This is a genomic window from Nonomuraea sp. NPDC005692, assembly GCF_040631115.1.
Taxonomy (GTDB): domain Bacteria; phylum Actinomycetota; class Actinomycetes; order Streptosporangiales; family Streptosporangiaceae; genus Nonomuraea.
This window is the reverse complement of record NZ_JBEXYU010000012.1, coordinates 107,038-129,500: the sequence shown is the minus strand read 5'-3', so window position 1 is coordinate 129,500 and position 22,463 is coordinate 107,038. Positions and strand designations below refer to the sequence as shown.

The window sequence follows — 22,463 nt, the reverse complement described above, 5'->3', positions numbered from 1 at the left end:
AGGGAGACAATGGTTCGTGCAAACAGTCCAATAGGCCGCTATATGACAGGACCAATATGGCCGACCTGCACATCCAGATAAATCGGGACGCGGGAGGGATCGCCGGGCAGATCGCGGCCGAGCTGCGCGAGGGCGTGCGCCTCGGGCGGCTCGTGCCCGGCACCCGCCTGCCCGCCACCCGAGACCTCGCGGCCGACCTCCAGGTGTCCAGGGGCGTGGTGGTGGAGGCGTACGAGCAGCTCGTGGCCGAGGGGTTCCTGGTCTCGCGGGTGGGGGCCGGGACCGAGGTGGCCCCGCTGGGCGCCGTCCGGTCCGCCCGTCCCTGGCCGGTGGCCGACGGCGGCGCCTGCGGGCCGTACCAGGGGCACCGGGCCACGTCCCCCGACCTGGGGCACTTCCCCAGGGAGCGGTGGTCGTCGGCCCTGCGGCACGTGCTGGCCACCGTCCCGTCCGACGCGCTCGACTACGGCGACCCCGGCGGCGTCCCCGAGTTGCGCGAGGAGCTGGCCGGTTACCTGCGGCGGGTGAGGGCGGCCGACGTCCATCCCGACAATCTGGTCGTCGTGGGCGGTGTGGCGCAGGGGCTGAGCCTGGCGCTGCACGTCCTGGCCCGGCGCGGCGGCCTGCGCCTGGTCGTCGAGGACCCCACCAGCCGGCGCCAGGTCCCGCTGCTGGAACGGGCGGGGGCCCGCCTGGTGCCGGTGCCCGTGGGCTGCGAGGGCCTGGTCACCGGCGCCATGGAGGGCGACGCGGCGCTGGTCACGCCTGCACACCAGTACCCGACGGGCGTCGTGCTCTCCCCGGCCAGGCGGGCCGCGCTCATGGAGTGGGCCTGCGCGGGCGACCGGACGGTCCTGGAGGACGACTACGACGCCGAGTTCCGCTACGACCGCGACCCGGTCGGCTGCCTCCAGGGCCTGGCCCCCGACCGGGTGATCCTGACCGGCAGCGTCAGCAAGTCGCTCGCGCCCGGCCTCCGGCTCGGCTGGGTCGCCGCCCCCGCGCACCTGGCCGAGGCGATCCGCCGCGCCCGGAGCGAGCTCGACCTGGGCTCCCCGGTCATCGAGCAGTACGCGCTGGCCCACTTCCTGCGCACGGGCGGCTACGACAAACACCTGCGGCGCATGCGCAGGGAGTACCGCCGCCGCCGGGACGCCCTGGTCAGGGCGCTGGCCGAGGAACTGCCGGAGATCCGCGTCCGGGGCATCCAGGCCGGGCTGCACGTCTACCTCGACCTGCCGGACGGCTGGGACGAGCTGCGGGTCGTCCGCGCGGCCGAGGGCGTCGGCCTGGCCGCCGAGCCGGTCGCGCCCATGCGGTTCTCGCCCGGCCCGCCGGCGGTCGTGGTCGGGTTCGCCCGGCTGCCGGTGCATCAGGCGGCGGAGGCCGTGCAAGGCTTAAAAGTCCGAATGTCTGGACATATCATGAACTGAGGCGGAGAGCGGGAGTGGAGGCGGCATGCGGGTGGGACTGCTGGGCCTGGGCCGGATCGGCGCGCTCCACGCCGCGAACCTGGCCGCACATCCCCTGGTCGACGAGCTGATCGTGGCCGACCCTGTCAGGACCTCGCCGTACGGCAGGCCGGGAGATCCGTTCGACGCCGACGCCGTGGTCATCGCCACGCCGACGAGCACGCACGCCGAGCTGCTGATCCGGGCCTGCGAGCGGGGCGTCCCCGTCCTGTGCGAGAAGCCGGCGGCGGGCACGGTCGCCGAGACGGTCAAGGTGCTGGAGGCGAGCGCGGGCCGGCGGGTGTGCATCGGGTTCCAGCGCAGGTTCGACGCCGGTTACCGGGCCGCCCGCGCGGCGCTGCGGGCCGGCGAGCTGGGGGAGCTGCACCGCGTCCACCTGGTGACGGCCGATCCCGCGCCGCCGCCCGCCGCGTACGTCCCGCTGTCCGGCGGCCTCTTCCGCGACTGCCACGTCCACGACTTCGACGTCCTGCGCTGGGTGACCGGGCGTGAGGTCGTCTCCGTCCACGCCGTCGGCGCGAACCGGGGCGCGGCGTTCTTCAAGGAGGCCGGCGACGTGGACAACAGCGCCGCGCTGCTCACCCTCGACGACGGCACGCTGGCCACGCTCCAGGGCTCCCGCTACAACGGCGCAGGCTACGACGTGCGCATGGAGCTGGCGGGCACGAAGGGCACCCAGGTGGCCGGGCTCGGCCCGCGCGCCCCGCTGCGCAGCGCCGAGGGCCTGCGGCCGCCCGGCCCGCCCTGGCCCGACTTCGCCGCCAGGTTCGGCCCCGCCTACGCGGCCGAGATCGACGCCTTCCTGCGCGGCGGCGAGGGCCTGTGCTCGGTCGAGGACGCCCTGGCCGCCCTGTACGTCGCCGAGGCCGCCGACCTGTCGCTGCGCGAGTCCCGTACCGTCCAGGTGGCCGAGGTGCGCGGCTGAGGCGGCGGCCCGTGCCTCACGCCTGCGCGGCGGCCCGCCTGGGCGCGAAGCCCGGCGCGAGCGCGATGATCACGCCGGCCAGCAGCAGCGGCGCGACGAACGCCAGCCGCCAGTCCGTGGCGTCGGCGATGCCGCCGATCAGCGCGGCTCCCACGATGAAGCCCACGTAGTTGAAGAGGTTCACCCGGGCGATGGCCACTCCGGTGCCCGCCGGGTCCAGCTTGCCCGCCGCCGAGAACGACTGCGGCGCGACCACCGACAACCCCAGCCCGGTCAGCCCGAACGCGACGATCGCCAGCGGCTGGTTCGGCGCCACCACGACGCCGAGGAAGCCCAGCGTGGCCAGCGCGCCACCGAGCCGGACGATGGCGGCCGGGCCGTAGCGGCGGACCGCGACGTCGCCGCCGAGCCGAACGGCCAGCGTCGCGCCCTGGTAGACGCTGTAGGCCAGCTTCGCCACGCTGTCCTGGGCCAGCAGGGCCTTGCCCATGAAGACGGTCGCGAAGTTCGACACCGCCGCGTCGCCGATGTAGAGGAAGCCCATCGCCAGGCAGAGCGGGATGATCGGCCGCCAGGGGAACTTGCCGGTCGCGGCCTCGACGACGTTCTCGACCTTCTCCTCGGCGATCGTGCACAGCTTCGGCCCGGCGTAGACCGAGCCGGCCACCGCCAGGACCATGGGGATCGCCATCGTGACCGCCAGCGAGACCCGGCCGGCCGCGAACACCGCCCACAGGGCCCCCGCCAGGCTGAGGACGCTCCACACGCTGTGGAAGCCGTTCAGCACGGCGGTGCCGTACCGGCGTTCGACGGCCACGCCCTGCATGTTCATGCCCGCGTCCACCGCGCCGACCGCCAGGCCGAACAGCAGCAGCGCGGGCACCGCCAGCGGCACCGAGGGCGCGAGGCCGGTGAGCACCACGGCGAGCGCCACCGCGGGCTGCGCGACCCGCAGGAGCAGTTTGCTGCCGTACCGGGCGGCGAACGTGCCCGCGCCGACGCTGCCCACGCCGGCGAAGACGGGCACGATGAGCAGCAGGAGCGTGAGCGCCCCGTCGGTGAGCTCCAGCTCGGCCTGGAGGCTGGCCACCTGGACGAGCAGGGTGGCGAAGGAGAGGCCCTGCACGCCGTACACGACGTACGTGGCGGCACGGGCCTGGCGATCACGCGGGGACGGCACGACGGCCTCCTGATCGGGGGGGAATCAAACGTGAGGCGGAGTCAGGTTAGCGGCTGCTCAGGGCCGTACGCCAGCGGCAGATCCAGCGGTGGATAGGGTGCCTGGGTGAAACGGGGCTACGCGACCGGCGAGGCACGCAAGGAGCGCATCCTGGCGGTCGCGCTGCTGGAGTTCGCCGAGCACGGCTACCGCGGCGCCTCGCTGGCCCGCATCGCCGAGCGGGTCGAGCTCTCCCAGGCCGGGCTGCTCCACCACTTCAGGAGCAAAGAGCGTCTGCTCCTCGCGGTGCTCGACTATCGCGACGAGCTCGACCGGCGCAGGTTCGGTCCGGGGCGCGACGGCCATGAGGGCGGCGGCGCCGACGCGCTGCGCGCCCTGGCCGACGTCGTCGACCACAACGCGCGGGTGCCGGGCCTCGTCCAGCTCTTCTCGGTGATCAGCGGCGAGGCGGTGACCCCCGGCCACCCCGGCCACGAGTGGGCCAGGCGGCGGTACCGGCGGCTGCGCGCCGACGTGGCCGACGCGCTGCGCGCGGGCGTCGAGCGCGGCGAGTTCCGGGCCGGCCTCGACGCCGAGGCCCACGCCGACCGCCTGATCGCGATGATGGACGGCCTGCAGACCCAGTGGCTGATCGACCCCGGCCAGGTGGACATGGCCGCCGTCTTCCGCGGTTACGTGGAAGACCTCATCGCCGCTCTACGGCCTGCCTGACCGCCCGCACGGGCTCGGCCTCCGCCAGCCGCCCGGCCGCCCACACCCCGAGGGCCAGCAACGCGGCCACCTCGGTCACCGCCAGCCCCCGTTCGACCAGGCCGAGGGGCATGACCCGGTACCACGGCAGCCCGCGGCCCGCGCCGATCAGCACCGCCGCGCCGATGCCCACGACCCACAGCGCCGAGCACACCCCCAGCCCGAACGCCACCGTCGCCGACCTGCGGCGTTCCCGGTGCCGCCAGGGCCGGGCGATGACCAGCGCGGCGAGCGGCAGGCTGAGGAAGGCCACGAAGCTGCCGACCCGGTGGATGCTGCCGCTCGTGCTCGGCCCGACCGCCCAGTCGTGCTTCTGGAACGAGGCCGTCAGCAGCAGCCCCACGCTCCAGGCCATGAGCGCGACCGTGCCGACCGCCCCGGCCAGCCGCTTGCGCGCCAGCGAGACGCCGATGGCCGCCGACCCGGCCGCGAGCAGCCCCACGGCGAGCCCGAAGATCCAACCGTCGGGGCCGAGACCGTGCTCGCTGATCGTGCGCCTGAACGGGTTCGTCTCGTCGAGGCCGATCACGTCCAGGCCCACGATCACGGCGATGCCCACCCCCGCCGCACCGAGCCCCCATCGCGCCGGTTGATGCACGCCCACCTCCCGGGATCAGCGGTCAGAAGCCTGTCGCGTGGATCAACGGCGAGAAACCCCGGACGATTCCGGCGTACGGCCACCGGCACGCCGACGCGAACGGAGAGCCAGTTCGGGAGATCGGCGCGTTGCTCGTGCGGATTAGCCGATGTGCGCCCTGTTGGTCCGCTCTTGGGCGAGCGAATACCCGGGCCGCCGGATATCGTCAGAAGTGTGAACGAACGCGCGGGATCGTGGTTGCCGAAGCTGCAGGAAGTCGGAGAGCGGCTTGCTGAGGAGTTCGTGACGTCCCGGCGCGCACCGGCCGCGTCCGGCCTGCCGCAGCCGCACGAGCTGCGCGCCTCCGACGCCGATCGCGAACGCATCGCGCAGGTGCTCCAGGACGCCCACGCCGACGGCCGGCTCGACCTCGTCGAGCTGGAGGAGCGGCTCGGCGTCGTCTACTCCGCGCGCACGCTCGGCGACCTCGCCGGGCTCACCGCCGACCTGCTCCCGGCCGAGGAGCAGCCGCTGAACCTCGACGGCCGGCCGGTGTCGGCCATCTTCAAGAAGGAGCAGCGCGGCGGGCGCTGGGTGGTGCCCGCCGAGCTCGACGTCACGGCCATGTTCGGCACGACCAAGCTGGACTTCCGCGACGCGATCCTGCAGAACAGCCGGATCGTCATCAACGCCACCCTGGTCTTCGGCGGCCTGGAGATCCACGTGCCCGAGGACCTCGAGGTGATCAGGGTCGCCAAGGGGGAGACCGTCCGCCTGACCAAGCAGCCGGTCGAGCCCGGCGGGCCCGTGGTCGAGGTGCGCACCACGAACTTCGCCGGCGACATCAAGGTCAAGGAACCGCCCAAGCGCAAACGCCGCCGATGAGGCGGGTCAGCCGGCCGTGTCGAAGTTGATCGCGCTGTAGGCGCGCAGCTTCCAGAGCTGGTGCTCGCTCTCGATCTTCCTGATGGTCCCCGACCGGCCGCGCATCACCAGCGAGCTGGTCACCGCCGCGCCCGACCTGAACCGCACGCCCTGCATCAGCTCGCCCTGGGTGATGCCGGTCGCGGCGAAGAACACGTCGTCCGACCTGACCAGGTCGTTCGTGGTGAGCACCTGGCTGAGGTCGTGCCCGGCGTCGATGGCCTTGCCGCGCTCGGCGTCGTCGCGCGGCCACAGCCGGCCCTGGATCACGCCGCCCAGGCACTTGAGCGCGCACGCGGCCACGATGCCCTCGGGCGTGCCGCCGATGCCCAGCATCAGGTCGATGCCGGTGCCCGCGCGGGCCGCCATGATCGCGCCGGCCACGTCGCCGTCGACGATGAACTTGATCCGCGCGCCCGTCTCCCTGATCTCCTTGACCAGCTTCTCGTGCCGCGGCCGGTCCAGCACGACCACCGTGACGTCGGACGGCGAGCAGTGCTTGGCCCTGGCCACCGCGTTGATGTTGTCGGCCACCGACGCCTCGATGTTCACCACGTCGGCCGCCTCCGGCCCGGTGACCAGCTTCTCCATGTAGAACACCGCGGAAGGGTCGTACATCGAGCCGCGCTCGCTCACCGCGATCACCGACACCGCGTCCGGCATGCCGAGCGCCGTCAGCCTGGTCCCGTCGATCGGGTCCACCGCCACGTCGCAGTCGGGGCCGCTGCCGTCGCCGACGCGCTCGCCGTTGTACAACATCGGGGCGTGGTCCTTCTCGCCCTCCCCGATGACCACCACACCGTTCATCGACACCGTGTTGATCAGCTGGCGCATGGCGTTGACCGCCGCGCCGTCGGCGCCGTTCTTGTCGCCGCGGCCCACCCAGCGGGCCGCGGCCATGGCGGCCGCCTCCGTCACGCGTACCAGCTCCATCGCCAGGTTGCGGTCGGGGGCGTGCTCGCCCGTCGCGAGCGCTGCCGGTACCGACGTCTGATCGGACATGCTGAGCCTCCTCGTTGAGAACTCTCTCGATCGTAGTTGCCGGTCTATTCCCGGTCAGAGGGGGATAATCTGCCCAGCCCGGCTCAGCCCTCCGCACAAGGGCCGCCGCGCGATGGTCAGGGACCGGCGAAAAGGGATATCTATATGGGTGCCCCGCATGACGGAGACCGGATTTTGCGCCATATCGCGTGCGCGTAGGAGATCTCGCCTCCACCATGGACATGCGCCCCCGCCGTGGAGGAGATCGAATGAGCGAAGTGGAACACGCGGTGACCCAGCCTCGCACGTCCGAGCGGGGGGCTGCGACGCGGAGCTCGCTGCTGGCCGCCGCGCGGGAGGTCTTCGTCTCCAAGGGGTTCGCCGAGGCCGGCGTGACGGACGTCGTCGCCAGGGCCGACGCCAGCGTGGGCAGCCTCTACCACCATTTCTCCGGCAAGGCCGACCTCTACCTCACGCTGTGGGAGGAATGGCAGGCCCGCCAGGCCCAGCGCACCAAGCAGGCCGCCCGTACGGCCCGTGCCGCCGCCGAGGGCGACCCCATGCGGGTGTTCATCGACGCCGCCCGCGCCTACCTCGAAGGCTGCCTGGAGGAACGCGAGCTGGCCGCCCTGTTCCTGCGCGGCGACGGTCCGCCCGGCTTCGAGGTGGTCATGCGCGACCGGCTGCGGACGTGGGCCCAGCGCAACGCCGCCCTGTTCGAGGGCGAGCCCGCGCTCGTCGTCGTGGTCACCGGCGCCCTGGCCGCGGCCGTCAGCGAGATCGTCTTCTCCGGCGACGGCGCGATGGTCGACGACGTGCTGGCGATCATCGGCCAGATCAGGCCCGCCGCTTCGGCGACCGCGCCCTCCAGCGGGTAACCTCGCCAAGTGTGCGACGGTTCAGCCAAAGTTTCTACGGCTACGCGGTAGCCCTCTTCGTGTGCCTGGCGGGCGTGGGGCTCTTCATGCTCGTCGCCCCGCAGAGCCGCGAGGAGCACATCCCGCGGCTCGACTACTCCATCACCGTCGCCAACTTCGGGCACGGCGTGCCCTACCAGGTGTGGTCCCCGCAGAAGGACCCGGCGGGCTGGGTGCCCAACAGCAACAGGATCGCCAAGGGCGAGAACGGCGCTCAGGTGCTCTACCTGGGCTACGCCACCGCCAAGCGGCAGCACGCCATGTTCGCCCAGAGCGACGAGAAGCCGGCCGCCGAGTTCGCCAACCGCATGACCGGCATCGCCAAGCCGTCCGGCAGCCAGCAGGTGGGCGGGGTGACCTGGGAGAGGCGTTTCCGCGAGGACAAGAACCAGCGCTCGCTCGTACGGGTGCTCCCCGACGTCACCCTCGTGATCACCGGCACGGCCGACTGGCCCGAGCTGACCGAGCTGGCCGGGCTCCTGCAGCAGCGCGCCAAGGGGTGACCCTGGCCGGGCGCGGCGGCGTCTAGGGTGGTGGCCGTGGCAGACGAGAAGACACCTTCGTACGAGCAGGCCCGCGAGGAGCTGACCGAGGTGGTGCGCCGCCTGGAGACGGGCGGGCTCACCCTGGAGCAGTCGATCGAGCTCTGGGAGCGCGGCGAGAGGCTCGCGGCCGTCTGCGAGGAGTGGCTGCAGGGCGCCCGGGTCAAGCTCGCCGCCGCCATGGCGAGGCGCTCGGAGCCGGGCGCCGACGACGCCCCCTTCTGATCCGTCAGGAGGCGGTGCGGTTGAGCGCCACCACCGGGATGCGGCGGCTGGTCTTGGCCTCGTACTCCGCGAAGCCGGGGGCGATCTCGACCATGCGGGCGTAGAGCCGGTCGCGCTCGTCGCCCTCGACGAAGTCCGCCTTCACCTCGAACGTCTCGGTGCCGATCTCGGCGGTCGCCGTGGGGGTGGCGCGCAGGTTGTGGTACCAGGCCGGGTGGTTGTCGGCGCCCGCGTTGGAGGCGATGATCACGTAGCGGTCGCCGTCGGCCAGGTACATCACCGGCGTGGTCGTCTGCCGGCCGCTCTTGGCGCCCGTCGTCGTGAGCAGCACCAGCGACGCGCCCTCGAACGGGCCGCCCACCCGGCCCTCGTTGGCCCGGAATTCGTCAATGATCTGCTGGTTGAACGAGTTGGTCATCTCAGCTCCTGATAATCGGAGAGTTCTCCGATTCGGAGAATACCGGAGAGCTCTCCGTTCACAAGGGAGTTATGCTCCAGGCGTGTGCGCACGTCCACTGCTGCCCGTCGTCGGGCAGGCCCAGCCCGAGCGGGCCGACGCCGCGCGCAACCGCCGGAAGATCATCGAGGTGGCCGCCACGATGATCGCCGAGCGCGGCGCCGAGGAGCTCTCGCTCGACGAGGTCGCCAAGGCCGCCTGCGTCGGGGTGGGCACCGTCTACCGGCGGTTCGGCGACCGCGCGGGTCTCGTCCTCGCGCTGATCGACGAGCGGGAGCAGCGGTTCCAGGCGGCGTTCCTGAGCGGCCCGCCGCCGCTCGGGCCCGGCGCGCCGCCGGCCGAGCGGGTCACGGCGTTCCTGCACGCGCTGGTCGATCGCATCGTGGAGCAGCAGGACCTGTTCCTGCTGCTGGAGAACGGGCCGGGCAGGGCGCGCTACAGCGGGCCGTACAAGGTGCATCAGGTGCATCTGGCGAGCCTGCTGGCCGCGGCCCGGCCGGGGGCCCACGTCGCCTACCTGGCCGACGCGCTGCTCGCGCCGGTCACCGCCTGGCTGATCAAGTTCCAGCGGGAGGAGCGGGGAATGACGGTGGAAGATGTGAAGGCCGGCCTCACCGAGCTGGCCGCCGCCGTCGTGCGGGTGCCCTAGTCCTCCGTACGGACCGTGAGCCGGTCGTCGCTCAGCCTGATCGTCAGCGGGGTGCCCGGCGGCACGTCCTTGGCCAGGCGCACGACCTCGCCCGACGGATGTTGCACGATCGCGTAGCCGCGCTCCAGCGTGGCCGCGGGCGACAACGCGACCAGGCGGGCCCGCAGGTGCGTGAGATCGTCGGCGGCCCGGTCGAGCGAGCCGGTCAGCGAGCGCCTGGCCCGCTCCCGCAGCGCGTCGACCTGCTCGGCCCGGCGTTCGAGCTCGCGCACCGGATCGGCCAGCGACGGCCGCGAGCGCACCGACGTCAGCCACGACATCTCGCGGTCGAGCCAGCCGTTGAGCACCCGCCGCCCGCGGTCGCGCAGCTGGCGGATCAGCGCGAGCTGCTCGCCCACGTCGGGGACGACCTTCTTGGCGGCGTCGGTGGGCGTGGAGGCGCGTACGTCGGCCACCAGGTCGAGCAGCGGGCTGTCCTGCTCGTGGCCGATCGCGCTGACCACGGGGGTGCGGCAGGCGGCCACCGCGCGCACCAGCGTCTCGTCGGAGAACGGCAGCAGGTCCTCCAGCGAACCCCCGCCGCGGGCCACCACGATCACCTCGACCTCGGGATCGGCGTCGAGCTTGCGCAGCGCCTCGGTGACCTCCCCGACCGCGTACGGCCCCTGGACGGCCACCTCCTCCACCTTGAACCGCACGGCCGGCCAGCGGCGTCGGGCGTTCTCCAGCACGTCGCGCTCGGCGGCCGAGTCACGCCCGCAGACGAGCCCGATCGTGCCCGGCAGGAACGGCAGCCGCCGCTTCCTGTCGGCGTTGAACAGCCCCTCGGTGGCCAGCAGCCGGCGCAGCCGCTCCAGCCTGGCCAGCAGCTCGCCCACGCCGACCGGCCGGATCTCCATCGCCGTGAAGGCGAACGAGCCCTTGTTGACCCAGAAGTCCGGCTTGACGTGCACCACGACCCTCGCACCGTCGGAGGGACGCGGCTCGGCGGCCTCGTAGACGCCGCGCGGAGCCGTGACCCGGGCCGAGACGTTGGCCACCGGGTCACGCAGGGTCAGGAACACCGTGCCGCCGCGCGCGCTCAGATCGGTGATCTGGCCCTCGACCCACACCGTGCCGAGTCTGCCGATCCAGCCGCCCACCATCTGCAGGACCGTGCGGATCGGCAGGGGAGACTCGGGTGTGGTCTTCGAGGTCATGGCGGAAGACTACGGGTTCGCTACGACTACTCCCCGGTCTGCAGCTTGGCCAGCCGGTTCTCGAACATGCGCACGACCTCGTCGCGGGCCTGGGTGGCGCGCTCGTAGGCGAGGTAGTCGCCGATCTGCTCGGCGGACTTGCCGCGCATCCTGGCCCGCAGCGAGGCCACGGTCAGCTCGGAGTAGCCGGGCAGCGGCTCGGTCAGGTCGTCCGGGACGGCCTTGGGCTCCGCCACGGGGGCGGCCGGCTCGGTGACGGCCTCCGCGGCGGCCTTGAGTACGCCGTCCTGGGGCGCGGCGACGGGCGCGGGCTCCTCGGTGACGGCGGCGGGCTCGGCGGCGGCCTTGGCGGCCTTCGTCGCCTTCGCGGGCTTGGCGGTCGTGGTGGTCGCGGCGGCCTTCGTGCTCTTGGCGGTCTTCGTGGCCTTGGCGCTCCTGGCGGGCTTCGCGGCGCTCTTGGCGGCGGGCTCGGCCGCGGGCGCGACCTCAGCCTCGGCGACCGGCTCGACCTCGGCGGCGGCCTTGGTGTCAGCGACCGGCTTGACCTCGGCGGCGGCCTTGGCGTCGGCGGTCGGCTTGGCCTCGGCGGCGGGCTCGGCCTCCGTCGGCGCCTCGGCCTTGACCTCGGCCTTGGCCGGCGCGTCGGCCTTCGCCGGGGCCTCCGTCTCGGCGACGGCTTCCGGCTCGGGCTCGGTCGCGGTCTTGGCGTCGGTCGTCGGCTTGGGCTCGGTCGTCGCCTTCGGCTTGGTCGTCGCCTTCGGCTCGGCTTCCGGCTCGGGCTCGGTCTCCGGCTTGGTGGCGGTCTTGCCCGCGGGGGCGAAGATGACCGGGTCCGGCTTGCTCTTGGCCGACCCGTTGGGCGCGGCCTCCGGACGCGGCGTGAAGATCACCGGCTCCTTGCGCGCCGGCTTCTCCTCCTCGGCCGGGGGAGCGGTGACCTGCGCGGCGGCGGAGGGACGGGACTCCTGCTCCTCCTCCTGCTCCTCCTTCGTGCCGAGCCCCTTGATGGAGTTCTTCACCCGGTCCACCACCAGCAGCGCCTGCCCGGCCGCGCTGAGCGTGGTCTGGACGACGAACAGCGGCAGATCCTTGGCCTTCTCCTTGAGTTCGTCCTTGTTGGTAACGGTTCTGGCGATGTTGCGTATCACGTCGCTGAGGGACATGACGTCTCCCTGGGAGGTCTGTATTGGACGGCCAGTCTGGCAAACGGCGGGCGACCACGCACGCGCAGCCCTGATGGCCGCTCCACGTAGCATAAGAAGTATGGAGCCCCAGACCCCCACTTCCCGCCGAGTACTCGTAGCCAAGCCGCGCGGCTACTGTGCCGGAGTCGATCGAGCCGTGGTAGCGGTCGAGAAGGCTTTGGAGCAGTACGGCGCGCCGGTCTACGTCCGCAAGCAGATCGTGCACAACACCCACGTCGTCAGGACGCTGGAGGCCAGGGGCGCCATCTTCGTCGAGGAGACCGATGAGGTGCCCGAGGGCGAGATCGTGGTGTTCTCGGCCCACGGCGTCTCGCCGGCCGTGCACGAGGAGGCCAGGCAGCGGGGCCTGCGCACCGTCGACGCCACCTGCCCGCTGGTCACCAAGGTGCACAACGAGGCCAAGCGGTTCGCCGCCCAGGACTACGACATCCTGCTCATCGGGCACGAAGGCCACGAAGAGGTCGAGGGCACCTCGGGCGAGGCCCCCGACCACATCCAGCTCGTCGACGGCCTCGACTCGGTCGAGAAGGTCCAGGTGAAGGACCCCGACAAGCTCGTGTGGCTGTCGCAGACCACGCTGTCGGTCGACGAGACCACCGAGACGGTCGCCCGCCTCAAGGAGCGCTTCCCCACGCTGATCGACCCGCCGAGCGACGACATCTGCTACGCCACCCAGAACCGTCAGGTCGCGGTGAAGGAGATCGCCGCCGAGGCCCAGCTCGTGATCGTGGTCGGGTCGGAGAACTCGTCCAACTCCAAGCGCCTGGTCGAGGTGGCCAAGGACTACGGCGCCGAGGCCGCGTACCTGGTGGACAACGCCGGCTTCATCCAGGACGAATGGCTCGAAGGCGTCACCACGGTCGGCGTGACCAGCGGCGCGTCGGTGCCGGAGGAGCTGGTCGACGAGGTGCTCGCGCGGCTGGCCGGCCACGGCTTCGGCGACGTGCACGAGGTCGAGTCGGTGCAGGAGAGCATGCGCTTCGCGCTCCCGCACGAGCTGCGCAAGGACCTTCGCGTCGGCTAGTCGTCGCCGCGCGGGGTGCCGTAGACCTTGGGCTCGAAGTAGCCCTCCGGCTCGGGCACGAACGGCTGGCGCGGGCGCGGCATCTCCGCGCCCGCCTTCAGCTCCTCGCGCAGCTCCCGCACGTTGTCGCGCAGGCCGCGCCGCCAGGCGACGGCCAGCACGACCGCCGATCCGGCGAACAGCCAGGGGGCGCCGCGGGTCAGCGAGCCGTACAGGCCGAGGGCCAGCGACTGCACGATCGACACCGAGCCGAACGCGCGCCCGAGCTCGACGAAGAGCGTCGCGCAGAAGAACACCAGCGGCGGCGTGACCACCAGCGACAGCAGTTCGCGCTTGTTGACCAGGAGCACGCCGAGCAGGCTCGACGCCACGAACGCGGCCCCAACCAGGTAGGACAGGCCGAGCACCGCGGTCAGGACATAGCCCGCCAGGGTGGCGACCAAGGTGAGCGCGATGGCGCCGCGAGCGGTCAGCCGGACGCCGGAACGCCTGCCCTTCTCTGCCACTGTCCCACCCCCGTTTACGGCGACCCGCCTGCCAACTTACCGTTCGAGTGCGAAATCAGAGACGTGGTTTCGAGCAGTTCGGGTGAGGCCAGGGGTCTCGGCAGCCCTTCGAGCATCTCCGGGGCGTCCAGGTCGCCGTCCACGACGCCCAGATCGTTTAGTTTGCGTGCGGTGACCAGGACGCGGCTTTCGAGCGAACCGACCGACTTGTTGTACGCCTCCACCGCCCGCGTCAGCGCCTTGCCCAGCGACTCCACGTTCCTGCCGAGGGACGACAGCCGCTCGTACAGCTCCTTGCCCAGCTCGAACACCGCCCGCGCGTTCTCGCTCAGCGCGGCCTGCTGCCAGGCGTAGTGGGCGGTGCGCAGCATCGTGATCAGCGTCGTCGGCGTGGCGATGTGCACCCGCCGCGCCATGGCGTACTCCAGCAGCGCGGGGTCGCGTTCGAGCGCGGGCGCGAGGAACGCCTCACCCGGGATGAACAGCACCACGAACTCCGGCGACGGGTTGAACCCCTGCCAGTACGCCTTGGCCGCCAGCCGGTCGACGTGCTCGCGCACGTGCCTGGCGTGCGCGTCGAGCCGGACGGTGGCCAGCGACTCGTCGCCCGCCTCGGCCGCCTCCAGGTAGGCCGCGAGCGAGACCTTGGAGTCGACCACGATGTTCTTGCCGCCGGCCAGCCTGATCACCATGTCGGGCCGCATCGCGCCCTCGACGACCTGCTCCTCGAAGTCGCAATGGCGCTGCATCCCGGCGATCTCGGCCACCCGGCGCAGTTGCAGCTCGCCCCACCGCCCGCGGGCCTCGGGCCGCTGCAGGGCCCTGACCAGCGCGGTCGTCTGAGAGCGCAGTTGCTCGTTGCTCTGCTGGACGAACTCCATCTGCTTGGCCAGCTCCGCCCGCGCCGCCCGCTGCCCGGCCTCGGTGTCGCGAAGCTGCGACTCGACCCGCGCGAGCGCGTCCTTCAGCGGCTCGACCAGGTGCTCGACGGCCTGCCTGCGCTGGTCGAGGTCGCCGGCGGCCTCCGCGCGGCTGGCCGAGAGCCTGGTCTCGGCCAGTTCGAGGAAACGCACGTTGTTGACGTCGAGGGCGCGTGTGGACAGGGCCTGGAACCGTTCGGCGAGCTGCTCCTCGACGTAGACCAGCTTCTCGGCGGCCGACCTGGCCCGCGCGTCGGCCTCGGCCACCCGTACCGCCGCGCGGGTCCTGGCGACCAGGAAGCCGACGAGGAGTCCGAGGGCGAGTCCGATGAGCAGCGAGACGACATCCACTCCAACGATGATTGCAGCACATCGCGTCTGGATCTTCCCGACACGCTTGCGGAATCCGCTTGTGCGCCGACTGATCCGTCACGCACAGTATTGGAATGGCTACCGGTACGAGTGTCGCCGTCGCCGTGTCCGCGGTGTCGGTCGCCCTGATCGCCCTGGCCGGAGCCGTGATCACCGGGCCCGGTGCCGAGGGGCCGGCGGCCACCCGCCCGACCCTGCGCTGGACGCCCGGCGCCTGCGTCACCGACCGCTACTCGCTGATCCCCTGCAACGGCGGCGACTTCGAGGTGCTGGCCATCGCCCACGACCCGCCGCGGCCCGCCGACTGCCCCGACGACACCGACGACGTGCTCCGCATCGGCCTGGGCCGCACGGCCTGCGTGCGGTCCTTCCTGGCCCCGCACGCCGGCCTGCCCGGCGGTGGCGGCGGCGTGCTCAGGCCCGGCGACTGCGTGGCGCTCGACGGCCGGGAACGCCCGTGCGCGGGCACCGGCTGGTACGGCAGATCCATCGCGATCGCCTCGACCGCGGACGAATGCCCCTCGACCACCCTCGACACGCTCGAAAGCGGAGCGGACGTCGTCTGCCTGGGCCCCGGCGGTCAGGTGCTCGCCGCGGGCGCGTGCGTGGCCAGACCGGCCGCCGACGTCGTCGCCAGGTCGGCCGTGACCAGGGCCGCCTGCGACTCGTCCGCGGCCTGGGCCCGCGTCGTCTCCTTCGAGACCACGCCCGCGGCCTGCCCGGTCGGCGTGCAGCGCTACCTGCGCGCGGCGCCCGGGACCTACCGTCCGGTGACCTGCCTGCACCTGCTCAGCAAGTAAACTCGCTGTCCGTGAGCCTTTCCATCGGCATCGTCGGCCTGCCCAACGTCGGTAAGTCCACGCTCTTCAACGCGCTGACCAAGACCGGCAACGCACTCGCCGCGAACTACCCGTTCGCCACCATCGAGCCCAACGTGGGGATCGTGGGCGTGCCCGACGACCGCCTGCCCAAGCTGGCCGAGATCTTCGGCTCGGCCCGCGTGCTGCCCGCCAAGGTCGAGTTCGTCGACATCGCCGGCCTGGTCAAGGGCGCCTCGGAGGGGCAGGGCAGGGGCAACCAGTTCCTCGCCAACATCCGCGACACCGACGCGATCTGCCAGGTCATCCGCGTCTTCGGCGACCCCGACGTCACGCACGTCGACGGCGAAATCTCCCCCAAGCGGGACATCGAGACCATCAACACCGAGCTGATCATGGCCGACCTGCAGACGGTCGAGAAGGCCGTGCCGCGCCTGCAGAAGGAGGCGCGCAACAACAAGGACAAGAAGGCGGCGCTGGAGGCCGCCGAGGCCGCGCTGGCCGTCCTGGAGACCGGCAGGACCATCTTCGAGAGCGGCCTCGACCGGGAGGAGCTGCGCGAGCTCCACCTGCTCACCGCCAAGCCCTTCCTCTACGTCTTCAACCTCGACGCCGACGAGCTGACCGACACCGCGCTCAAGGAGCAGCTGTCGGCCATCGTCGCGCCCGCCGAGGCCGTCTTCCTCGACGCCAAGATCGAGTCCGAGCTGGTCGAGCTCGACGAGGAGGAGGCGCTGGAGCTGCTCCAGTCGGTCGGCCAGGAGGAGTCGGGCCTGCGCCAGCTCGCCCGGGTCGGCTTCGAGACGCTGGGCCTGCAGACCTACCTGACCGCCGGCCCGAAGGAGACCAGGGCCTGGACGATCCGCAAGGGCGCCACGGCGCCCGAGGCGGCCGGCGTGATCCACACCGACTTCCAGCGCGGCTTCATCAAGGCCGAGGTGGTCTCCTTCGACGACCTGGTCGAAGTGGGCTCCATCGCCAGCGCCCGGTCCGCGGGCAAGGCCCGCATCGAGGGCAAGGACTACGTCATGCGCGACGGCGACGTGGTGGAGTTCCGCTTCAACGTCTGATCCGGCTATCCGAGCAGCCCGCCGAGCAGTGCCGCGGGGCCGCCGCTGAGCGGGCCACCGCCGCCGCTGAGCGGGCCGCCGCCGGTGCCGGCGGGCTTCTTGTCGAAGTGGATGAGCTCGTTCGCGTACGTGCCGCCCTGGCACACGGCCTTGCCGCGGCCGACGGGGGAGACCTTGCCGCCCGCCTTCGTGCACTCGCTGTCGGTGACCCAGGAGGGCGCGGCGGCGGCCGGGGAGGGCGCGCAGAGGGCGAACGCGGCGAGCGCGGCGGCGGGCAGGAGGGCGGCGGCGAGGCGACGCATCACATCAGTCCAATCACGGTGGGCTAACTTTCGCTACGCTAGGTTACCGGCGGATCGCCGTCGAAAGCCCATCGTCCGGATGACGAACGCGCAGGCCCTTCCGGGATTATGTGATTCCGGGACAACTGACGCGTCAACCACTTTGGGGCCCTACGCGTCGAATCGTCACGGCGATCACGCTGACTCGGGAGGCCCTCATGATCCGACGCATCATCCGGAAACGACGTCCGGCGCCCACCCTCGCGGGCATCAGCCTGGAGGAGGAGCTGGCCCTGATCAGGGTCGAGCTCATGTACGGACTGCGCGTCAACCGTGAGGCATACCTGCGCAGGAAGGTCGACGAGCGCAACGAGCTGGCCTCCCGCATGCGGGAGCGGGACGCCGCCTCGATGCTCGCCGACCTGCGGGGGTCGCTGGAGCGCGCGGTGTCGCCCACGGTCGTCGACCTGCACAGCCGTCGCCGGGCACGCACGAGCCAGGACCCCGAGCCCGCTTGAGCCGAGACTGTCGTACCCCCAGAAGTGGTGCATAACACCCTCTGTCCTCCTCTCATGCCAAATGCGCAGGTCGTGAGCATCTATGCCTGTTTTGGACAGGAACTCATGTCCGCCGCGCTAGGCGGAAATGGGCGTCTGGCCTGGTCAAATGGTGATTCCGCCAGTAAGTGACGGGAAGCGGCACTGACGCCTGCCATACGGATCCGGTTTGCCGTCAGGGCGGTCATGCCTGCAGCATGGGCGTGGCTTTCCTGGAAGAATGGCGGGACCGGATAGGGTGACTACTTCACCGCGGATGATGGGGATCGGCAACGGACGACACCGCGCCAACCGGGGGGATCGGCGCGAGCGGAGGCGTGATGGCTCGTAGGTCTACCGTCCAGCACGATCCTCGGATCGCTGGCGAGCCCGAGCTTTCCGCGCGCCCGGACATGGCTGACTTCGACGCGCCGCCCTCGCGCAGGCCACGTCGGGGCGGCTGGTCCGGTGGCGGCGGACGGTGGCTGGTCTGGGCCGGCCGCATCATTCTCTGGGCGCTTATTGTGGTTATCGTGGTGAATGGGATTCGTGCCCCATTTGAGCGGTTTACCCAGCAAGAGCCCACGACGACGAATGGCGCCGCCGTGGCGCACAAGGGATTCCCCGCTGACCAGGGCATGGCTTTCGCCGCCCAGTTCGCGGGGGTCTATCTGAATTTCAGCCCGGAAGACGCGGCCAGCCGCACCAGGAAGCTCGCCGCGTTCCTGGCCGAGGGCATGGACGCGCAGATGTGGTGGGACGGCTTCGGCAAGATGGCCGCCGTCGCGATCCAGCCGTACGACATCGAGGCGACCGACGCCCAGAACGCCGTGGTGAGCGTGGCCTTCCAGTCCGGGCCGCGCCGGCTCATGCTGTCGGTCCCGATCTACTACTCAGGCGACGACAACGGCAGGCGGTTCGTCATCTCGGGCCGTCCGGCGATCCTTCCCGCGCCGGCCCCCGCCGACCTGCCGCAGCTCGCGAAGCCGGAGACCGACGACGCTGCGGCGGCCGAGCTCAAGCCGCAACTGGAGGGCTTCTTCAAGGACTACGCCTCCGGCGACACCGCCGGGCTGCAGCGCTACGTGGCCGCCGGGAAGAACCTGCCGAGCTTCGGCAGCGCCTTCACCTTCGCGGAGCTGAAGGACATCGTGGTGCCTGTGGGGGGTGCCACCCGAGAGATCCAGGCGGTCGTGGTGTGGATCGTGCCCAACGGCGACGCTCCGGCCACGCCGAGCGCCACCGACCCGGCCGCCGTGGGTGGGCGGCTGGAGCAGGCCTACCGCCTCACCGTGGAGAAGCAGGGCGACAAGTGGTACGTCGCCGACATCCGCGGCGCTGGTCGGGCCGTTGGATAGACGCACGGCCGCGCTGCTGTTCGGTACCCCCCGGGAGGACAAGAAGTGACGTTGAAGACCGTAGTGCTCACCTTGATCGAAATGACGCCGTCGCCGTCGCCGACCGGCATTGACACCGGAGGGCTCGCCAACTTCCTGCGTGCCTTCTTCGCCCCGTTGTTCCTGGTAGTCGTCTCCGTGGTCGCGCTCTTCTTCCTCTTCACCCGCGAGATCACGCGTTTCGTCCAGTTCCTCATCCTGGCTGTGGCCATCGGAGTGATCTTCTACGTTCCCAACATCATCGAGGTGACGGCGAAGGCGATCGCGGGCGCTCTCGGCATCAAGTAAAGGGTTGAGACCGCTCCAGGGCGGTCATGTACGAGCGGGTGGAGAGGAGGACTGCGTGGACCTGCCCACGTATACGAACATCTGGCGCATCGAGAAGCGGCTCTACAAGCTCTACGACCTTCGCCTCCCGATGCCGCTCCCCATCGTCTGGATCGGCGTGTTCGTCGGGGTGTTCGTGCCGTGGTCACTCCTGCTGATCCTGGTGGGCGTGCCGGTGGCCATGCCGTGGCACGTGCTGTTCCTGGTCCCGCCGGGGATCGTGACGTGGTTGTCCACGCGTCCCGTCATCGAGGGCAAGCGGCTCACCGAGCTTCTGGAGTCCCAGCTGCGCTATCTGGGCCAGCCCAAGGCCTGGTACCGGCTCGCGCCCACCTCCGAGCCCGAGGCGGTCACGTTCTCGGGGCGCATCTGGCGTACCACTCGGGTCCGGGTCAAGGCGAAGGCGGCGCATAAGGCCCGCCAGCCGCAGCGCAGGCGCGAGGGGCAGCGGATCACGGGTCCGCGCCAGGTCCGTCCGGCCGTGGCCGCCGCGGCGGCGGCCGCCCAGCAGGCGCCGGTGGCCGAGGCGCGTACCGGGTGGGGGTCGCGTACCAGGCGGGGCACGGCGCCCGCGCTGGGGTCGCAGGCCGGCCGTCCCGCCCCCGCGTTCGGCCGGGACGTGCCGCTGGTCCTGGTCCCCGGGGATGAGAACGGACCGGCGCTGCCGCCGGTCGAGCATGACGTCGCCGCCGGAGAGCTGGCCAGCCGCGAGCTCACCGGCGGCGCCCTCCCGGCCCGCCCCCGCCGCGCCGCCCCCGACCGCCGCTCCGAACGCGACGCGACCGGCTCCGAGACCGCCGTTCCCGAGTCCGCCGTTCCCGAGGAGCGGGCTGCCTCCGAGGCGGCGCAGCCGGGCGGGCGCAGGGGCTCCACGGGCAGGGCGTCGGGCGAGCGTACGGGCTCCGCTGCGGGCGAGGTGCAGGGTGGCCGTGGGGCGGTCGTGCCGATCCGGCCGGCGGAGGGGCTCAAGCCCGTGGCCGGCAAGCCGATCGACACCGAGGCCCTGCGGCGGTTGCGCCGGCTCGCCGCCACCGCCGACGCGCCCGGTGAGGCGGCGGGTCGAGCGGAAGGCGAGCGCGGCGCCGCAGAGCGCCGCGACGACGTCACCGGACGTCGTGAGAGCACGGACGAGCGTCGCCAGGGCGTCACCGGCCGTCCCGAGGGCGTGGGCCGCGAGGACGAGAACACGACCGCCCGCGACCAGCACAGGAAGGGGCAGCCGCCGCGGGTCGCGCCCGGGACGGTGATCCTGGGCGCGCAGCGTTCCTGGCCCCCGGTCGACCCCGACGCCAAGCCCTTCTCCGGCCCACCCCTCCGCCTTGAGGACCAGATCCCCAACCCCCAGCCCCCCGCCGACACCCCACCCGCAATCGAAGCGGGGCATGTGGGCGAAGCCGGGCATGTGGGCGAGGGCGCGCACGCGGGAGAAGGCGTGCACCTGGAAGAAAGCGCGCACATGGGAGAAAGCGTGCATCCGGGCGAGCAGGCGCGGACGGGCGCGGGTGTCCCGGCGGGCGAGGGCGAGTCCGCAGGCGAAGGCGCTCCCGTCGGGGAGACCGCTCCTGCCGCCGGCACGGACGCTCCGAGGCCCGACGCGCCCGACGCCGAACGGTCCTTCAAGACAGCGCACAAGGCTGCCACCGAAGCCTCCGCCCCCGCCGAAGCCTCCGACCGGGGCGAAGCTCGCACCGACCGTGAAGCCTCCGCTGGCAGCGAAGCTCGTGCCGACCGCGAAGTCTCCGCTCGCGCCGAAGCCTCCCTCCACAGCGAAGCGCCCGCTGACCGCGAAGCCTCCGCCCGCAGTGAAGCCCCCGTTGGTGGCGAGGATGCTGCCGAGCGGCCCGTCTCCGGCGAAGTGCACGCGTCCGCCGGGCAGGATGTCCTCGCTGGGCAGGGCACTCCCGAGGGGAGGGCCGGTGCTGGGAGGCGGGGCGTTTCCGAGGGGGAGGATGCCGCCGCCGAGCGGAGGGCTTCCGCAGAGGTTTCCGCCGACGCGGCCGCCGAACGGCCTGAGGGCGCACGTACGGAGGCACCGGCCGACCGGTCCGCCGGCGATGGAGCCGCACCGGACGAGCAGCCCAAACCTTCCGAGGCGTACGGCGAACCCGGACGGGACGTGGCGGCGCGGCGGCGGCCCGGTGGCGGCAGGCCGGGGGACAGGGCCGCCGGGTTCGTGGCGCCCGTGCCGGTTCCCAGGCCCGGTGAAGGCGGCAGGCCCGCCGAGGGACGGGTGCGCAGGGTCGAGTCCGTGGTGGGCCGGGACTCCGGCGGGTGGCGCAGGATCGCCCAGGTCGTGGTGGGCGGAGGCGGCGTACGCACCGACGGGTCCGAGATCGACGAGGCCAGGGCCAGGGCCGTGTTCGGCGGGAGCCGGCGGATCGTGGTGCTCGGCTGCACCGGCGGCGCGGGCCAGTCCACGACGGCGCTCATGCTCGGCCACACCTTCGCCACCTACCGCGACGACCGGATCGTCGCCGTCGACGCCAACACCGGCGGCACCACGCTGACCAGCAGGATCGAGCCCGAGACGCCGGAGACCCTCACGTCGCTGCTGTCCGGCCTCGACCAGGTCAGCGGCTACCTGACGATGCGAGGCTTCACCACCCGCACCGCCTCCGGCCTTGAGGTGATCTCGGCCGACACCGACGCGGGCGCCGAGCAGCGGCTCGCCGACCGCAGCTTCTTCTCCGACCACCGCCTGGGCGAGTCGATGCGCCTGCTCGACCGCCACTACAAGCTGTCGGTCATCGACCCGGCCGCCGCGCTCGCGGCCCGCATCCTGCCGTACGCCGACCAGCTCGTGCTGGTGGTCCCGGCGAGCGAGGAGGCGGCCGAGGCGGTGGCGATGACGTACGAATGGCTCGACGGGCACGGCTGCGGCGAGCTGCGCAGGCGTGCGGTGATGGTCGTCAACGGCGTGAGCAGGCGGTCGATGGCCGATGTCGAGCAGGCGGAGGCGGTGGCCAGAGGCAGGTGCCGGGCCATCGTCAGGGTCCCGTGGGAGGACGGCCTGGCGCCTGGAGGCGCGGAGATCGTCGACCCCGGTCAGTTGCGCGCGGCCGGACGGCGGGCCTACCTCGCCCTCGCCGGCGTCGTGGTTGCAGGCTTCGCGGTACAGGCACACGGACAGGCCGTCCGACCGAGCGAAGAGGAGTTGGCGAGTGACCCCCCGGGCACGAGAATCGGTGAGCGTTAAGTGAACATGCGAG

At 72.0% G+C, this 22,463-nt stretch carries 24 protein-coding genes; 15 read left to right on the top strand and 9 right to left on the bottom strand.

Annotation, left to right across the window (positions count from 1 at the left end; all coding sequences use genetic code 11):
- Window positions 1-56: 56 nt before the first annotated feature.
- Window positions 57-1,433 carry a PLP-dependent aminotransferase family protein gene (locus ABZ459_RS25120; RefSeq protein WP_357974569.1) on the top strand — a complete coding sequence of 459 codons (1,377 nt, stop codon included), beginning with the start codon at window positions 57-59 and terminating at the stop codon, window positions 1,431-1,433.
- Window positions 1,434-1,458: 25 nt separating this feature from the next.
- Complete coding sequence (locus ABZ459_RS25115; RefSeq protein ID WP_357974566.1) at window positions 1,459-2,397, top strand: Gfo/Idh/MocA family oxidoreductase; 939 nt, start codon at window positions 1,459-1,461, stop codon at window positions 2,395-2,397.
- 16 nt (window positions 2,398-2,413) lie between these two features.
- Here ABZ459_RS25115 and ABZ459_RS25110 read toward each other — a convergent pair whose 3' ends face one another.
- Window positions 2,414-3,577, bottom strand: a complete 1,164-nt coding sequence (locus ABZ459_RS25110; protein WP_357974563.1) for an MFS transporter — start codon at window positions 3,575-3,577, stop codon at window positions 2,414-2,416.
- A gap of 105 nt (window positions 3,578-3,682) precedes the next feature.
- Here ABZ459_RS25110 and ABZ459_RS25105 point away from each other — a divergent pair, with 105 nt between their 5' ends.
- Window positions 3,683-4,288, top strand: coding sequence for a TetR/AcrR family transcriptional regulator (locus ABZ459_RS25105; protein WP_357974560.1), 606 nt, complete (start codon window positions 3,683-3,685; stop codon window positions 4,286-4,288).
- Here ABZ459_RS25105 and ABZ459_RS25100 read toward each other — a convergent pair.
- Complete coding sequence (locus ABZ459_RS25100; protein ID WP_357974557.1) at window positions 4,263-4,925, bottom strand: DUF998 domain-containing protein; 663 nt, start codon at window positions 4,923-4,925, stop codon at window positions 4,263-4,265. The genes ABZ459_RS25105 and ABZ459_RS25100 overlap by 26 nt on opposite strands.
- A gap of 213 nt (window positions 4,926-5,138) precedes the next feature.
- Here ABZ459_RS25100 and ABZ459_RS25095 point away from each other — a divergent pair, with 213 nt between their 5' ends.
- A complete protein-coding gene (locus tag ABZ459_RS25095) occupies window positions 5,139-5,789 on the top strand; it encodes a DUF1707 domain-containing protein (RefSeq protein WP_357974554.1) in 651 nt (216 codons plus the stop codon).
- Between the two features lie 6 nt (window positions 5,790-5,795).
- Here the strand turns inward: ABZ459_RS25095 and glpX are convergent, their stop codons facing one another.
- Window positions 5,796-6,830, bottom strand: coding sequence for a class II fructose-bisphosphatase (glpX, locus tag ABZ459_RS25090; RefSeq protein WP_357974551.1), 1,035 nt, complete (start codon window positions 6,828-6,830; stop codon window positions 5,796-5,798).
- Window positions 6,831-7,078: 248 nt separating this feature from the next.
- Between glpX and ABZ459_RS25085 the strand changes: the two genes are divergently transcribed.
- Genes ABZ459_RS25085 through ABZ459_RS25075 form a run of 3 tightly spaced genes read left to right on the top strand, consistent with a single transcriptional unit; the run spans window position 7,079 to window position 8,493 of the window.
- Entirely contained in the window at window positions 7,079-7,687 is a 609-nt protein-coding gene (locus ABZ459_RS25085; RefSeq protein WP_357974548.1) for a TetR/AcrR family transcriptional regulator, read from the top strand.
- A gap of 11 nt (window positions 7,688-7,698) precedes the next feature.
- Window positions 7,699-8,229: a DUF4245 domain-containing protein gene (locus tag ABZ459_RS25080; protein ID WP_357974545.1), complete on the top strand. Its 531-nt coding sequence runs from the start codon at window positions 7,699-7,701 to the stop codon at window positions 8,227-8,229.
- 36 nt (window positions 8,230-8,265) lie between these two features.
- Window positions 8,266-8,493, top strand: coding sequence for an exodeoxyribonuclease VII small subunit (locus ABZ459_RS25075; protein WP_352325447.1), 228 nt, complete (start codon window positions 8,266-8,268; stop codon window positions 8,491-8,493).
- 4 nt (window positions 8,494-8,497) lie between these two features.
- Here the strand turns inward: ABZ459_RS25075 and ABZ459_RS25070 are convergent, their stop codons facing one another.
- On the bottom strand, window positions 8,498-8,911 hold the full coding sequence (locus tag ABZ459_RS25070) for a nitroreductase family deazaflavin-dependent oxidoreductase (RefSeq protein ID WP_357974542.1): 414 nt from the start codon (window positions 8,909-8,911) through the stop codon (window positions 8,498-8,500).
- An 82-nt stretch (window positions 8,912-8,993) separates the two neighbouring features.
- Here ABZ459_RS25070 and ABZ459_RS25065 point away from each other — a divergent pair, with 82 nt between their 5' ends.
- A complete protein-coding gene (locus ABZ459_RS25065; protein ID WP_357974539.1) occupies window positions 8,994-9,599 on the top strand; it encodes a TetR/AcrR family transcriptional regulator in 606 nt (201 codons plus the stop codon).
- On the opposite strand, the gene xseA is transcribed toward ABZ459_RS25065, so the two are convergent.
- Window positions 9,596-10,798, bottom strand: a complete 1,203-nt coding sequence (gene xseA / locus ABZ459_RS25060; protein ID WP_357974535.1) for an exodeoxyribonuclease VII large subunit — start codon at window positions 10,796-10,798, stop codon at window positions 9,596-9,598. The genes ABZ459_RS25065 and xseA overlap by 4 nt on opposite strands.
- A 26-nt stretch (window positions 10,799-10,824) precedes the next feature.
- Window positions 10,825-11,961: a hypothetical protein gene (locus ABZ459_RS25055; RefSeq protein WP_357974532.1), complete on the bottom strand. Its 1,137-nt coding sequence runs from the start codon at window positions 11,959-11,961 to the stop codon at window positions 10,825-10,827.
- A gap of 100 nt (window positions 11,962-12,061) precedes the next feature.
- Here ABZ459_RS25055 and ABZ459_RS25050 point away from each other — a divergent pair, with 100 nt between their 5' ends.
- The gene (locus tag ABZ459_RS25050) at window positions 12,062-13,027 is read left to right on the top strand and encodes a 4-hydroxy-3-methylbut-2-enyl diphosphate reductase (RefSeq protein ID WP_357974529.1); all 966 of its coding nucleotides are present in this window, start codon (window positions 12,062-12,064) and stop codon (window positions 13,025-13,027) included.
- Here the strand turns inward: ABZ459_RS25050 and ABZ459_RS25045 are convergent.
- Together ABZ459_RS25045 and ABZ459_RS25040 are read right to left on the bottom strand one after the other, a co-directional pair.
- A complete protein-coding gene (locus ABZ459_RS25045) occupies window positions 13,024-13,533 on the bottom strand; it encodes a DUF6542 domain-containing protein (protein ID WP_357974525.1) in 510 nt (169 codons plus the stop codon). The genes ABZ459_RS25050 and ABZ459_RS25045 overlap by 4 nt on opposite strands.
- A gap of 14 nt (window positions 13,534-13,547) precedes the next feature.
- Complete coding sequence (locus ABZ459_RS25040) at window positions 13,548-14,813, bottom strand: DNA recombination protein RmuC (RefSeq protein WP_357974905.1); 1,266 nt, start codon at window positions 14,811-14,813, stop codon at window positions 13,548-13,550.
- A gap of 86 nt (window positions 14,814-14,899) precedes the next feature.
- Here ABZ459_RS25040 and ABZ459_RS25035 point away from each other — a divergent pair, with 86 nt between their 5' ends.
- Both ABZ459_RS25035 and ychF read left to right on the top strand, forming a co-directional pair.
- Window positions 14,900-15,625, top strand: coding sequence for a hypothetical protein (locus tag ABZ459_RS25035; protein ID WP_357974522.1), 726 nt, complete (start codon window positions 14,900-14,902; stop codon window positions 15,623-15,625).
- 11 nt (window positions 15,626-15,636) lie between these two features.
- On the top strand, window positions 15,637-16,713 hold the full coding sequence (ychF, locus tag ABZ459_RS25030; RefSeq protein ID WP_357974518.1) for a redox-regulated ATPase YchF: 1,077 nt from the start codon (window positions 15,637-15,639) through the stop codon (window positions 16,711-16,713).
- 5 nt (window positions 16,714-16,718) lie between these two features.
- Here the strand turns inward: ychF and ABZ459_RS25025 are convergent, their stop codons facing one another.
- Complete coding sequence (locus ABZ459_RS25025) at window positions 16,719-17,015, bottom strand: hypothetical protein (protein WP_357974515.1); 297 nt, start codon at window positions 17,013-17,015, stop codon at window positions 16,719-16,721.
- 197 nt (window positions 17,016-17,212) lie between these two features.
- On the opposite strand from ABZ459_RS25025, the gene ABZ459_RS25020 reads away from it, so the two are divergent.
- The 4 genes from ABZ459_RS25020 (at window position 17,213) to ABZ459_RS25005 (ending at window position 22,450) form a co-directional block, all read left to right on the top strand.
- Window positions 17,213-17,512, top strand: coding sequence for a hypothetical protein (locus ABZ459_RS25020; RefSeq protein WP_352352934.1), 300 nt, complete (start codon window positions 17,213-17,215; stop codon window positions 17,510-17,512).
- Between the two features lie 431 nt (window positions 17,513-17,943).
- Window positions 17,944-18,888 carry a conjugal transfer protein gene (locus ABZ459_RS25015; protein WP_357974512.1) on the top strand — a complete coding sequence of 315 codons (945 nt, stop codon included), beginning with the start codon at window positions 17,944-17,946 and terminating at the stop codon, window positions 18,886-18,888.
- Between the two features lie 81 nt (window positions 18,889-18,969).
- Entirely contained in the window at window positions 18,970-19,215 is a 246-nt protein-coding gene (locus ABZ459_RS25010; RefSeq protein ID WP_357974902.1) for a hypothetical protein, read from the top strand.
- A gap of 55 nt (window positions 19,216-19,270) precedes the next feature.
- On the top strand, window positions 19,271-22,450 hold the full coding sequence (locus tag ABZ459_RS25005; protein WP_357974509.1) for a TcpE family conjugal transfer membrane protein: 3,180 nt from the start codon (window positions 19,271-19,273) through the stop codon (window positions 22,448-22,450).
- The last annotated feature ends 13 nt before the right edge of the window (window positions 22,451-22,463 follow it).